We start from the raw sequence: 13,813 nt of genomic DNA on the forward strand, positions 1-13,813 counted from the left end.
TTTCTAAATAGTTTATTTTTGTATTTATCCGATGACTACCACTATTGCTTGAGATACTCCATATCTTATAGCAGTATGCAATCTATTTCCGTTAACTTTCATGTTATAAAATGATAATCATCGGATATTAATATCACTATTTTGCTTTTATTATTCTGGTCTACCTATAAGAACACCCTTACCTACAGCGAATATATCATCTATTGTCATCTGGAAGCTTACTTCTCTTCCTTCAAAGTTACCTCTTTCTTGTAGCTTTTTCATGTTGAATTCTTTTAATTCATCACTTAGAGGTACGTTTCCAAAGTTAAGATATCTTACAGCTCCATTATTATCTCTTGCTGGCATCATTTGTCCTAAATTGTATTTGCTTGGAGCAAATGGTATATCTACTGTTCCAACTTCAAAGCCTTTTACTGTTCCTATAGCTAAATCACCATTTCCAAGTTCGAATAATTTATCCATCATGCATTTTGTTTCAGCTTTAATTACAGCTATTTCTGTTTCTAATTCTTTTGACATAGGAAGTCTTTGTCCTTGAAGCATATTTAAAGCCATCTTTGTAGCCTTTATTCCTGCTGCATTTGCTTCTTTTGTTGGTATTCCTAATGCTTCATGAGGAGTTTTTACTATAACTTTTGTAGCTCCAGCTAAAGCTGCTGTTGCTGCTCCCGATGATATAACTCCAAAAGCTTTTGCTTCATCTTGTGGGAATCCACCCATCCATTGATGGAATACTGTTGTTACATAAACATCATTATATCCATATTGTTTTAAGTATTCATTTACTTGTTCTTCTAAAGCTCTTATAGCTGCAACGTCTTGAACTAGGTTTCCACATTGTCCATATCCAACAGTTATGTTTTTAACACCTTGCTCTGCTGCAAGTAAAGCTTCTATTATAGCAACTGTATTTGATGTACTTGGTGGAACTAATGTACCTGTCAAAGGACCGAATGGCTCTCTATTTATAGATATTCCTTGCTCTTCATAATATCCAGCAAGTCTATCACAGTACTGCCAATCTAATAAAGTTTTTTCTATAGATACACTCTTTGCATAAGGAATGTTGTAGGATATTCCGCCACCTTCATTTGAAGTCCAACCTGCTGCATGAATTATCTCTGTAAGTAGTCTAGCATCTGGTGTACCGTGTCTTGCTTGAAGAGGCAATTCTACTGATTCAAATACTTTTCTACATCCTTTTACTCCATGGTTAACTCCTGGGAAACCATTTAACAATGATCTTCCTGCTGCTATACTTTCTTGAATTCCTACTTCACATTCGTCATATCTATTTTGTCTTGTATAACTATCTATAGTTGATGGAAGCAAATCTGCTCCACCTTCATTTTGAAGATATGTTAAAAGTTCTATATGCTCATTTAATAAAGCAACACCTGCTCTTGGTTGAGCTAACGTAATTCCTGCTTCTTTAGCCTTCTTTAATTTAGCTGGAAAGCTTTTGCTTTCAGGTATGTTCTTTAAGTACTCAACAGCTTCTTGAAGATCTACTTCTTTACCAGTTGGCCACTGTGCTAAAACCTCTTTTCTCATATTGAAAAACTCTTCGTCAGTCCATTTTTTATTTTTAAGTTCCAATCCGATTACCTCCTAATCTACATTAACCAAATATTTTTTCATTATTCTTACTGCTTTATCTGTTAACTACCTATTCATCTGAGTGTGCCTCTGCTGAAAGTCCTATATCAGATAAAACTTATGTATCATTTAAAGTAAAACATTCTTATAAAAGTTAGCCTTATATCGTTTTCAAGAGGGGCCTATTTAAACCTAAAGTTTTAGATCAGCCTTTAAATCTCTAATAGTTATTTCTGGAGATGTTCCTGGAGCATACACTTTATCGAATCCCATCTCTTTAAACTTTTGGTGAACATCTTCCCACTTTTGTTTTCCAACAACTAAGTTTCCACCAACATACATTAGTATTCCTTTTAGACCTGCTTCATCACATTTTTCTCTTAATCCTCTACAATCTATCTCTCCATGTCCATATAATGATGAAACTATTATGGCGTCTGCATTAGTTTCTATTGCAGCATTTATAAAATCTTCTTGCGGAGAAAGAACTCCTATATTTACTACATTAAATCCTGCTTGTGTAAATGAATGTTCTAATATTTTATTCCCTACAGCATGACAGTCCGATCCAATTACACCTATTACTAAAGTTTTCATTATGAGACCTCCTAAAATTTACTTTTGATATTTTAATTCTATATATAAAGCCTTTGTCGAGTTATAATTTAGGCTATATAAAAGCCATCATATTGTCTTATATTTAATTATTTTTCTAGTAACTTGTACATTTTTCGAAAATTCCATCATTTTAAAATTTTAAAAAATAAATGGACTAATAGACCAATCCATTGTTCTTTTTTATAATAGCATAATAAAAAATACATATCAAATATTTTTTCAAATAATTCTTTTTTCATAATTTTCAAATAAATATATGTATTTTTATTCATATTTTTTATTTAATATTCATAGTCTGATATTCTACTATTTCGTAATTAATTGTGAAAATCTATAATTACTTACAAAATTCTATATTTATATACTAAGATATACAAGTGTATCTACTACACTATTCAAACAAAGATTTTATAAACTCTGCATATATTTTCATATAGTCAAAAATATACCATGAATATTACATTGCATAAAATTGCACATCCGAATTTACTTATACAATTATTTTATCTTGCTATTATACTTCATAATAATTTTAAATTAATTCTAATATAAACTGATGTATATTTAAATACTTATCAATTTATAGATCCAATTTTAAAATTGGACTCATGAAATTTTATGTTAAATTACATAATAAAAAGTGCAATACTTAAGTATATAGAACTCTTCTATAATACAAAATACTGCACTCTTTTTTAAGTTTAATTTATAAATTCTTCACAAAGTTTTCTATTCTATCACATGCTTCTTTTAATTGTTCCATGCTGTAAGCATAGGAAATTCTCATATATCCTTCTCCACCCACACCAAAAGCGGATCCTGGTACAGCAGCAACTCCTGCTTCCTTTAAAAGCCTTTCACAAAAATCTTCACTTTTCAAATTAAATTTCTTTATGGAAGGAAACATATAAAAAGCACCCATTGGGATATTAGATTCAAACCCCATTTTAGTCAATCTATCATATAAATAGTCTCTTCTCTTAATAAATTCCTTTTTCATATATTTTACATCTTCCATACAATTTTTAAGTCCTTCATATGCTCCATATTGGACTATAGATGGTGCACAGGATACATTGTACTGGTGGACCTTCATTATAGAGTTCATAAATTCTTCTATCGCACATACATACCCTATTCTAAGTCCTGTCATAGAAAACATCTTTGAAAATCCACCAACCACTATTACTTTATCTTTTATGTCATCGAATTGTGCTATAGAATAATATTCTTTTTCAAAATATAGTGCACTATACATCTCATCACTTACAACAATAATCTCATTTTCACTTATTATTTTATGAAGTTTATCATTATCTTCTTTGGATAAAATAGCTCCTGTAGGATTAGACGGATAGGATAACACCATCACTTTAGGTTTTTCTTGTGCTATTAACTTTTCCAGCTCTTCAAAATCAATTGAAAAATCTTCTTTTAAGTTATAATTTACAATATCGCCACCTAATAGCTTTACACAACTTTCATAAGCTGGATAAGCCGGTGTTGGCACTAGAACCTTATCTGAAGGATCAATCAATGCCGCAAAAACATCCATTAACCCTTCACTACCTCCTACTGTAATACATATCTCATTTTCATTATAATTTATATGTTGAGTTTTTAAGTAGTTGGAAATCTCTTTTCTAAGTTCTATAATACCTGCATTTGATGTATATGTAGTTTTATTTTCATTTATTGCATTAATCATAGCTTCCTTAATTTTCTCAGGTACATTAAAATCCGGCTGACCTAAAGTTAATGAAATTGCATTAGGATATTTAACTACCTTGTTGAAAAACTTTCTAATTCCTGAGATCTCTATGCTTTGAACATTCCTAGAAATAATACTGTTTATATCTTTCATTTTATAATTAGCCCCTTTCCGTTACTTACGTTAAATCATGCATTAATAATATTAAGTTTAATACTTTAACAATATAATAGCATAAAACTATTTTTATAAACAGACTTCTTAGTTTCATGATAAATAGGAACCGGACCTTAGAATTCCAATTCCTATCTCTCATTATTTTAAATTAGTTTTTGATCCATAATATCTGTCAATCCTAAGCTTGCTATTCTGCTTTCAATTTCATTTTTATCAGTAGAATATAGTTTCATATCCTGCATTCGTTTAAAATACTCTGCTCCTGCAAAAGTATATCTATTCCTTCTTCCTTTTCTTGACATCATCTTGTAATTAGCATAAGATATAATATCGCCAATAGCTGTTGCTTTTGGAAGAACTAATAATGGCATACCCGAAAGATATCTTACAGCATTATGCCCTGCTAAACTTCCTGTGCATATAGCTTCTGTATGCCCTACAAAAAGACCACTCTTTTCTCCACCACAGAATAAGTTGCTTATACCTTTTACCTTCATATCATCAGTTCTTGGAGCTACGGATAAATATCTAATTGAATTACCTTTTCCTCCTGCATAAGGATCAATATATTTTGCATTCTCTAATCCTTTAATCTTTCTTAATTTATCCAGTGGATAATAAGAAGTCATAAGCTTTACATGCCCTGTGTCAAGCAAAACCACGTTTTCAGCAAATTCTTTCAAGGCATACTGTTGGCATACTTTCGCTTTTAATTTATCCATATTTATATCTTCTGGAGGAACCTTTAGGACAATTGCTCCTTTTTCATTTAACTCTCTAACTAATTCTTCATCTAAACTCTCTTTGCAGAGCTTACAAGAACCACTAAAGGCTCCATATATACCATCTTCTCTTTCTCCCTGAAGATCATCCACGCCAGCCCTCATACTTATACTTACTCTTGGTCCAAAAGATGGACATCTCAATACACACATTGAGCAACCATTGCCATATCTTAAACAGTTACCCATAGGTCCAGTTGAGCCTGTAGTTTCAATAAATACATCGCCTTCATCATAAGTTCCATCCGCTAAATATAATCCTATTATTCTATCTTCAGCTTTCTTTATATCTACTACCCTAGATATCATTTTTAATTCTATTCCTAATTCTAGTAGATACTTTTTAACAGCAGGTTCTATTTTGTTGACATCATAAAGCCATGCATGCTTATGTCCTGGGAAATCTATATTTTTATGTCTTGTATTTTTATCTGTTATATTAATTAAGTCTCCTGCTCCAAGCGCTAGAAGCTCTTCAGCAGCAGTATATCTTCCATTATTTCTCATTATTCCACCAACGTTACCTAGTCCTAAAATCATATCGGTTTTTTCGTAGAGTGTAACTTCAGCTCCTGCTTTTTTTGCTGTTATTGCAGCAGCACAACCAGCCCATCCACCACCGATTATAATAACTTTCATTAATAATCCCCCTTTATATTTGTAACTGTCAACTTAAATCTTCAATTCACAATATAAAAATTTTGTGTCGCAAAATTTTTATATTGCATTCAAATAAGTCTTCTTTCTTTAAATACATATTTAGGATCTATCTGAATCTTACATAGCTTCTTCACTACATGATTTTTATATCTAGTGCTGCATGTACCGCATACACCCTCTCCACAGCACATTTTTGAGTTGTTACAACAAGATACATCAATAGAATCACTTAGATAGTTTAATAATTTATAAATTAATATATCAGGCCCATCACAATGAACTAAATTTACATTTTCAACCTTTAATATTTGACCAATTATATTTTTAAATTCTTCTGAGAGCTCTCCTGCTTCTAACATATTACAATAAAATATTTCAGCATTACACATATCAAAGTACTTCTTTCCCAAAAGTTCCTTAAAAGGAGTCTTATCTATTATTGCAATAACTTTGTTTCCATTCGAATATAATTTTTTTAATACTGGTACTAATGGTGCAATACCAATTCCCCTTGCTACTACAACAGAAATTCCTTCCTTTGCCTTATATAGATTTTTCAATCCTAAAACTCCATTCCAAAATGGCCCTCTTATAAGTACGCTTTCGTCTTCTTTAAGCTTACAAATACTTTTTGTTTTTATTCCCTTTAGTTCAATGGCTACTTTCAAAGTATTTTCCTCAGTATCTGCTTCCATTATAGAAATAGGAGTATCATAATAGGCTGATGACTCAGGATTTCTCATAAATATTACACTACCAGGATATACTAAGTCGCTCACTAAACTATGTGGGGCATTTATTGTAAGGATAAATAACTTATTTTCCAATACCTCTTTTTTCATTATCTTGCATAGATATTCTTTTCTTATATCTTTAGCTTTGTTATTATTTAATATATATTCTTGATACATGCACACTCCCTTCCAGTTAATACAATCGCAAAAGGTTTTTCCTGAAAGTTGTGAACACAATACGCAATCTCCAGTTTCTGCCAAATGACAAGGGCAATATATACTTCCAGCATCAATACAATCCTTTATTTCATAACCCATTAAACTACCTCCTAATGCACTATACTATTAGATTATTTTTCGAGGTTATATTTTGTTACTGAAACTTATATTTTGTTGCTAAAAATGTGCTTTACCCCTTTAATTCATGAAACATATTTATTATAATTATACTTATTATGATAAATATGATAATTTAAATTACTTAACTAAGGAGGTTCTACATATGAACTATAATTTAACCGATCCATATGAAATTGCCAGATATATAAAAGAAGCTAAAAAATCCACTCCTGTTAAAGTATATCTTAAAGGAGATATTTCAGATTGCAATCTAGGAAATATAGAAAGCTATAACGGTTCAGACTTTTATGTGCTTTTTGGTGAGTCTGAAGAAGTTTCAAAATTTCTTGAAAATAACAAAGAAATGATTAAACAATTTAGAATGGAATATGATAGAAGAAATTCTGCAATCCCTCTTATTGATGTAAGAAATATTGAAGCAAGAATTGAACCAGGCGCTATTATAAGAGATAAGGTTACAATAGGTAAAAATGCCGTTATAATGATGGGCGCTGTTGTAAATATAGGTGCTGAAATTGGCGAAGGTACAATGGTAGATATGAATGCTGTTGTTGGCGCAAGAGGTACTCTTGGTAAGAGAGTTCACCTTGGTGCTGGTGCAGTTGTTGCCGGTGTTTTAGAACCACCAAGCAAATCACCATGCGAAATAGGAGATGATGTTCTAATTGGTGCTAATGCTGTTATACTTGAAGGAGTAAAAATTGGAAAGGGTTCTGTTGTAGCTGCAGGTTCTGTTGTAACAGAAGATGTTCCTGAAGGAGTAGTTGTAGCAGGCACACCAGCTAAAATAATAAAGCAGGTTGATGAGAAAACAAAGGATAAGACTAAGATTCTTGAAGATTTAAGAAGATAAGTTAATTTAATTTAAACAGTGAATAGTTTTTAATACCATTCACTGTTTATTTTTTAAGAAATCTGTTTTCCTGGTAGAGTTTCCTCTAAGTTATTTTCATTCTCCTTATGGCTATATTCCATATCTTCATCTATCTCAAAACTGCTGCTTACCTCATTGCCATCTTCATCTTTATTTACTTTTTCCATTTTTGATATAGAAACTTCATATGCTATCTTTTTTATTACATCCTCTTCTGAAATCTTCTTTTGGTATTCTCTGCTTTGCAATCTTCCCCAAATTCTTATATTATCACCAACTTTTAAAGTTTTACAGAATCTTGAGTTTCTTCCCCAAGCAATAGTTGGTATGTAGTCCGATTTGTTATAAGATCTGTTTACTGCAAGAAGCATATCTGATATTTCTCTTCCAAAAGGAGTTGTCCTATAAACTGGTTGTTTACAAATAAAACCATCAAGAAATATCTGATTAGGATTTTTGCTTCTTTCCTCACAAGCGCTAATATTTCTTGCAAAAACTGTTAATATTAGTCTATTAGCCCCATCTACAAATTTGTTATAAGATCTTAGTTGACCCTCAACTATAATTTGGGACCCAACTCTAATATCCATACCGCTTATTAGCCTTTCAGAAACTGTAATAAATAATGCATCCTTAGCATCACTTAGTCTCGGAACTTCGATATAAAAGGTGTAAAACCCCTCACCATACATCTCATGACTAAATTCTAGCTCTGAACTTACTTCCCCCTCAAGATAAATTTTATTATTCAACATTAAATTGTCCATCATAACCCCTCTTTCCCTTAGTTTTTGAATTATCTCATCAACATATAATTATTCAAAGAATACTGAAAATATACTTATTAAATTTTAGCATATAAGGTTTAGGTTAAAACCGTAAGCTTTTTTCCTTTAACTAAACTACTTATGTCTTTTCCTTCAATAATGCTAATAGTTATTCCAACCATAGCTGCATATATCTCTTCTTCTCCGCTAAAACTTATATTAATTGGGACTTCTGCAGGTTCTAATTTTCCAAATGCATTATAATTTAAGTCCCTCTGTAGACAATACACAAAACTGTTATTATCCTCCATACTGGAAACTGTAATTGTATTTTTACTGCCTAAACCATAAGTTATTATGTTTCCATATACGTTAACATTTCTATTACTATTTACCAAATCCATGTTAACAAAGCAGTAACCTCCATTTAATAATACATCTTTAATGCTACTATTTGAATTAAATATTACGTAATCATAATAGCTTTCTCTTTTTACAGCATATTTAGTAAAATACTTGCAATCAACCTCTAATGATTTGAGAACTTTCTGCAAATAGGAATTAAAACTTTTATTACCACCTATTATGGATACTGTTTTCATTTTCCTACCTCCTCAAAATAATTGATTAAAATTATTTTAAACAAGAGATAGTTTTTTATACTATTTTATTAGTTTGTATATAATATCTCCTTCCTAATTCACCTTGATATTTCCATTATAATACAAATTTACACCAAGTTTCAATAACTCTTATATTAAACTAAGTAAAATATAGTATAAATAGCCTTAATTGGATATTTGTTTGCCTGAATAATCAATTTTATAATTATCTTTATAAATCAAATTCCCAATTTTTTCAAATTTATAACCTTCACCTTGAAGTTTTTCTATGATTCTTGGCAAATTTCCTGGTGTATACTTCGCGTTATTGTGAAATAGTAAAATAGAACCTGGCTTTGTATTTTTTATTATCCTATTATACTCTACGTCCGCCCCCTCTTCTCTCCAATCTATGCTATCAACATCCCATTGTACACAATAATGTCCTGTTTCAGATGCAGTTTGTACTGACATATCATTGTATGATCCTTCTGGGAATCTGAAAAGCTTTGTACCTTCACCTGTAAGCTGTCTAATTTTTGCATCACTAATATCTATTTCCTGTATAATTCTTTCTCTTGATATTTTAGTCATGTCTGGATGCTTATTAGAATGATTTCCAATCTCATGGCCTCTCTTATAAATTTCTTTTACCTTATCTGGATTTTCGTCTATCCATCCTCCTACTAGAAAGAATGTTGCTTTAATATTGTATTTGTCAAGTATGTCTAATATTTTGTCTGTGTTGTCATTTCCCCAGCTTACATCGAAACTCATAGCTATTTTTTTATCTTTTATATCAACACAATAAATAGGCAAATTCCTGTTCATTCTTATAAAAGCTCCTCTTTCTTTATAGTTGATAAAAATAGATGTTATAATAGCTATAAAAAGCAAAAATAACACAAGTAAAATTTTTTTTGATAACCTAAATCTCAAAATTTTCCCTCCAAAATATAATTGTTCTTATAAATTTATATAGTATCATTTACTAACAATTATTACATAAATTAAATAAATTTCTTGTTAATATTTTTAGTGGTTAAGTTAACCTAATCTTCCTGAAACTCTACAGAATAAACTAATAATAAAAGTACAAACTATGACTACAGTACATAGTTAAAGGAGGATTTTATATGGCATTAGGTCAATCTGGAAGTGGAAGAACACAATTAGTACCAGAAGCTCATTCTATATTGGATAACATGAAATATGAAATAGCTGAAGGATTAAATTTAGGAGTTCACCAAGGTTCTGAAGATTATTGGGGCGAAGTTTCATCAAAAAACTGTGGTAAAGTTGGCGGTGAAATGGTAAGGAGACTGATATCAATGGCAGAACAGAACTTAGCTAACGGAAAATAACATATAAAAAATAAAGCACTGAAGAAATTCAGTGCTTTATTCATTTTCATACATTTTATGTTATAATATAAAATATAATTATTGTATAACTAATAATTTATCAGGAGGATAGATAATGTTTGAGGATACTGTAGAGCTAGCAGAAAACAAATTATTACTGCTTTACATACTTAATAAAATTAAACTCCCTATCTCGAATAATCATATAACACAGATTATTTTAGAAAATAATTTTATTAATTATTTTACTCTTCAGCAATATTTAACAGAACTTGTTTCTTCGAGTTTTATAAAAGATATAGACAACTCAGGTAATCACAGATTTATGATTACTGAAAAAGGAGCTAAAGTGTTGTCTTTATTTGAAAATAGGCTTTCTAATAGTAAAATAGATACTATAGATAACTATTTAAAAAATCACATAGAGAATATAAAAAAGGAAGTTGCTGTAACAGCCAACTATACAATAGAGAATAAAGATAACTATATAGTTAACTTAAAGGCACTAGAAAATGATTCTATACTCATCGATATAAAAATTAATGTAGGATCAAATAAACAAGCTAAGGATCTATGTCAAAAATGGAAAAGCAATTCTTCAGAATTATATAATAAAATTATTAATTTATTGATAACCTAATAGCATGTTTATACTAAAATCATACCTGTAGGCTCTCCTCCTATAGGTATATATTTTTTGTTTCCATTTTCAATGTTTACATCTATTAATCTATTATTATAATTATCTCCTACGTATATACTTCTGCCATATTTCATTATTCCTCTTGGCATTCCACCCACAATTATTTTTTTATCTTCCTTATAATGATTTATGTCTATAACACTTATGCTGCCCTCTCCAAAGTTAGATACAAGGCAAGTCTTCTCATCGCAATACATATCAATAGGTGAATTTCCTACAGTAATTCTGTTAATAATCTTATAGTTCTTTAATGAAAGAACCGCTATGCTTCCTCTAAAATCGGAACCTATATTACTTTCACATACAAGAGAATATTGTCCATCAACTGTAAATAAGGCTTTCGTAGGATATGCACCTACTCTTATATTTTTAATATTATCGTTATTAGTACAATCAATTATCGTTATGCTATCATCATACATATTCGATACTAGTAAAAGCTTCTTCTCCTTATTTAAGCATATACTATGTGGTAAACTTCCACAGGGGATTTCCTCTACTATTTTATTTTCTATAAGATCAAATACTATTAAACTGTTAAGGTCACCACATATTATATATGCATTTTTTCTAAAAATAACTACATCATTGCAGTGCACACCTATATAGTGGCTGCTTTCCTCTAATTCTTCTAATAAATTTATAATTGATATACTATTACTATAATTATTTGCTACTATAAGTTTATCTTTATATAAACTTATGCCATGTGGCCCAACTCTGTCATTCATATTATTTGACTTTAATATAATTCTACTTTCTTCTTCAAAATTATTTATATTAACTTTAGAAATAAAATCCGAAGAAGTATTACATACATATAAACGCCTCAATTCTATCCCCCCCTTACAAATATAATATGAATATTCCTCAAAATAGGTAATAATAAATTTAGAAATTTTATTAGGCATCTGAAAGAAAATAACAAGTCAAAAATGCAACGGATATTTTGAAGATGCCTTATCTAAACTTTAAGAATATTTTTTAAATAACACTATGTGTTGAGTAATATATATATTTTGTTATATAATGTTTTTGTTAATCATAAATTTACTAATAATACTCAAGGCAGGTGATATTATGTATAGCTATAAAACTAATGGAGTTTGTTCTAAAGAAATAAATTTTGATATAGTAGATAACAAAATTACTAATGTTTCTTTTGTTGGAGGATGCAATGGTAACCTTCAAGGATTATCTAGTCTCTTAGAGGGGTTAGAGGTTGAGGACGCTATTAAAAAATTAGAAGGTATATCCTGTGGCGGCAAGAACACATCTTGTCCTGATCAGTTTGTAAAAGCTCTTCAAGAAATGGTTATAAAAAATAATTAAACTTATAATATCAAAGCATTAAAAAGTGCCTTAACTATGTAAAATAATTAAGGCACTTTTTTATATTTTATTATTAAAATAATTTCAGTATTTTTCTCATATCACCTATCATATATAACGAACCAGAAATTAACAATAGATCATCTTCATTACAATATGAAAGAGCTAACTCATATGCATCTTTATAATTCTCTACCGCTTCGCATTTTGTGTTATATTTTTGTATCACATTTTTAAGTTCTTCTGCACTCTCAGCTCTATAGCTGTTAGGTGTTACTGCTATAACTCTGTCCGCTAGGGGAACAATGGTATTTACCATACTATCTACTTCTTTATCTGCTAATATTCCTAATATTAACGTCATCTTATTATATTTAAAATATAATTCAATATTTTCCTTGAGCTTTGAAATACCATCTATATTATGTGCTCCATCTATTACAACTAAAGGCTTGTTCCTAATAACTTCAAGTCTTCCTATCCATTTCACAGTCTTTAATCCATTAATAATGCTATCAACACTTATCTTTATCCCTTGCTTTATAAGCTCTTCTATAACAAAAACTGCTGTAGCACAATTTAATAATTGATGTTTACCTAGCAAGGCTAATTCTATATAATATGTACTCTCATTGGTCTGTAATTTAATGTTTTGACTATAATTCATGCTCTGATTATCTATTTTAATATTGTTATCGTCTAAATACTCTACACAGTTATTCGGAACCTTTATTAATTTACAGCCTCTCTCAAAGCATACCTTTTCTATAACTTCTTCCGCTTCCTTTTGTTGAGGATACATTATTACAGGTACACCATTTTTTATTATTCCGGCTTTTTCATAAGCAATCTCCTCTAATGTATTACCTAATATTTGCATATGATCATAGCTTATAGATGCCATGACACTTGCTAGCACTCCTCCACCTTCAACAATAGAAAATGGTTCAATTACATTTGTAGAGTCTAACCTTCCCCCTAATCCTACTTCAACTACTGCAAAATCTACGTTTTTCTTCGAGAAATAATAAAACATTGTACAAGTTATAATCTCAAATTCAGTTGGATGTTCATATCCTAATTCTATAACTTTATTTACTGAATTTGATACTTCTGTAACAGTTTCACTTAACTCTTCTTTGGAAATGTTTTCTCCATTTATTTGAATTCTTTCTTCAAAAACCTCAAGGTAAGGTGAAGTATACATGCCAACTTTATATCCAGCATCTACAAGTATTCGAGTAATCATAGCAGTAGTAGATCCTTTTCCATTAGTGCCAGCTAAATGTATACATTTTAACTTTTTATGAGGATTCCCCAGCAATTCTAGTATCTTTTCCGTTCTATCCAATCCAAAGTTAGTTCCGAATTTGGCCGTATTGGTTATATAACTCATAGTTTCTTGATAATTCATAATGTCACACCCCAATATTTTAAAATTTACCCAATGGCTAATTGATTCTGATTTAAACTCTATCTTATTTTATCAAGAATTTAACATTCAATCAATTTTATTATAAAACTATA

General features: G+C 30.1%; 15 protein-coding genes. 4 read left to right on the forward strand and 11 right to left on the reverse strand.

Going from position 1 to position 13,813, the window contains the following annotated elements; genetic code table 11:
• Nucleotides 1-24: 24 nt before the first annotated feature.
• The 6 genes from ACZ5N4_RS23525 to ACZ5N4_RS23550 all read right to left on the reverse strand — a co-directional run bounded on the left by ACZ5N4_RS23525 (nt 25) and on the right by ACZ5N4_RS23550 (nt 6,602).
• On the reverse strand, nt 25-102 hold the full coding sequence (locus ACZ5N4_RS23525) for a hypothetical protein (RefSeq protein ID WP_464211039.1): 78 nt from the start codon (nt 100-102) through the stop codon (nt 25-27).
• 48 nt (nt 103-150) lie between these two features.
• Entirely contained in the window at nt 151-1,602 is a 1,452-nt protein-coding gene (locus tag ACZ5N4_RS23530) for a methylaspartate mutase subunit E (RefSeq protein WP_464204900.1), read from the reverse strand.
• 192 nt (nt 1,603-1,794) lie between these two features.
• Entirely contained in the window at nt 1,795-2,199 is a 405-nt protein-coding gene (glmS, locus tag ACZ5N4_RS23535) for a methylaspartate mutase subunit S (protein ID WP_464204901.1), read from the reverse strand.
• A 727-nt stretch (nt 2,200-2,926) separates the two neighbouring features.
• A complete protein-coding gene (locus ACZ5N4_RS23540; protein WP_464204902.1) occupies nt 2,927-4,084 on the reverse strand; it encodes a pyridoxal phosphate-dependent aminotransferase in 1,158 nt (385 codons plus the stop codon).
• Between the two features lie 167 nt (nt 4,085-4,251).
• Entirely contained in the window at nt 4,252-5,529 is a 1,278-nt protein-coding gene (locus ACZ5N4_RS23545) for an FAD-dependent oxidoreductase (RefSeq protein ID WP_464204903.1), read from the reverse strand.
• Between the two features lie 89 nt (nt 5,530-5,618).
• Entirely contained in the window at nt 5,619-6,602 is a 984-nt protein-coding gene (locus ACZ5N4_RS23550) for a sulfide/dihydroorotate dehydrogenase-like FAD/NAD-binding protein (protein WP_464204904.1), read from the reverse strand.
• Nucleotides 6,603-6,786: 184 nt separating this feature from the next.
• Between ACZ5N4_RS23550 and dapD the strand changes: the two genes are divergently transcribed.
• Nucleotides 6,787-7,497 carry a 2,3,4,5-tetrahydropyridine-2,6-dicarboxylate N-acetyltransferase gene (gene dapD / locus ACZ5N4_RS23555; protein ID WP_464204905.1) on the forward strand — a complete coding sequence of 237 codons (711 nt, stop codon included), beginning with the start codon at nt 6,787-6,789 and terminating at the stop codon, nt 7,495-7,497.
• A 53-nt stretch (nt 7,498-7,550) separates the two neighbouring features.
• On the opposite strand, the gene ACZ5N4_RS23560 is transcribed toward dapD, so the two are convergent.
• The 3 genes from ACZ5N4_RS23560 to pdaB form a co-directional block, all read right to left on the reverse strand.
• Nucleotides 7,551-8,285: a single-stranded DNA-binding protein gene (locus ACZ5N4_RS23560; RefSeq protein WP_464204906.1), complete on the reverse strand. Its 735-nt coding sequence runs from the start codon at nt 8,283-8,285 to the stop codon at nt 7,551-7,553.
• Nucleotides 8,286-8,383: 98 nt separating this feature from the next.
• Nucleotides 8,384-8,887 (reverse strand): hypothetical protein, encoded by a 504-nt coding sequence (locus ACZ5N4_RS23565; protein ID WP_178906823.1) that lies wholly within the window; start codon nt 8,885-8,887, stop codon nt 8,384-8,386.
• Nucleotides 8,888-9,073: 186 nt separating this feature from the next.
• Nucleotides 9,074-9,826: a polysaccharide deacetylase family sporulation protein PdaB gene (pdaB, locus tag ACZ5N4_RS23570; RefSeq protein WP_464204907.1), complete on the reverse strand. Its 753-nt coding sequence runs from the start codon at nt 9,824-9,826 to the stop codon at nt 9,074-9,076.
• A gap of 197 nt (nt 9,827-10,023) precedes the next feature.
• On the opposite strand from pdaB, the gene ACZ5N4_RS23575 reads away from it, so the two are divergent.
• Together ACZ5N4_RS23575 and ACZ5N4_RS23580 are read left to right on the forward strand one after the other, a co-directional pair.
• A complete protein-coding gene (locus ACZ5N4_RS23575) occupies nt 10,024-10,251 on the forward strand; it encodes a small, acid-soluble spore protein, alpha/beta type (RefSeq protein ID WP_464204908.1) in 228 nt (75 codons plus the stop codon).
• Nucleotides 10,252-10,366: 115 nt separating this feature from the next.
• A complete protein-coding gene (locus tag ACZ5N4_RS23580) occupies nt 10,367-10,891 on the forward strand; it encodes a DUF4364 family protein (protein WP_178906820.1) in 525 nt (174 codons plus the stop codon).
• A gap of 8 nt (nt 10,892-10,899) precedes the next feature.
• Here ACZ5N4_RS23580 and ACZ5N4_RS23585 read toward each other — a convergent pair whose 3' ends face one another.
• Nucleotides 10,900-11,787 carry a YncE family protein gene (locus ACZ5N4_RS23585; RefSeq protein WP_464204909.1) on the reverse strand — a complete coding sequence of 296 codons (888 nt, stop codon included), beginning with the start codon at nt 11,785-11,787 and terminating at the stop codon, nt 10,900-10,902.
• A 247-nt stretch (nt 11,788-12,034) separates the two neighbouring features.
• Here ACZ5N4_RS23585 and ACZ5N4_RS23590 point away from each other — a divergent pair, with 247 nt between their 5' ends.
• Entirely contained in the window at nt 12,035-12,286 is a 252-nt protein-coding gene (locus ACZ5N4_RS23590; RefSeq protein ID WP_464204910.1) for a TIGR03905 family TSCPD domain-containing protein, read from the forward strand.
• A gap of 73 nt (nt 12,287-12,359) precedes the next feature.
• Here the strand turns inward: ACZ5N4_RS23590 and ACZ5N4_RS23595 are convergent, their stop codons facing one another.
• Complete coding sequence (locus tag ACZ5N4_RS23595; RefSeq protein ID WP_464204911.1) at nt 12,360-13,700, reverse strand: bifunctional folylpolyglutamate synthase/dihydrofolate synthase; 1,341 nt, start codon at nt 13,698-13,700, stop codon at nt 12,360-12,362.
• Nucleotides 13,701-13,813 lie beyond the last annotated feature (113 nt).

The sequence above is a fragment of the Clostridium nitrophenolicum genome, assembly GCF_055391695.1.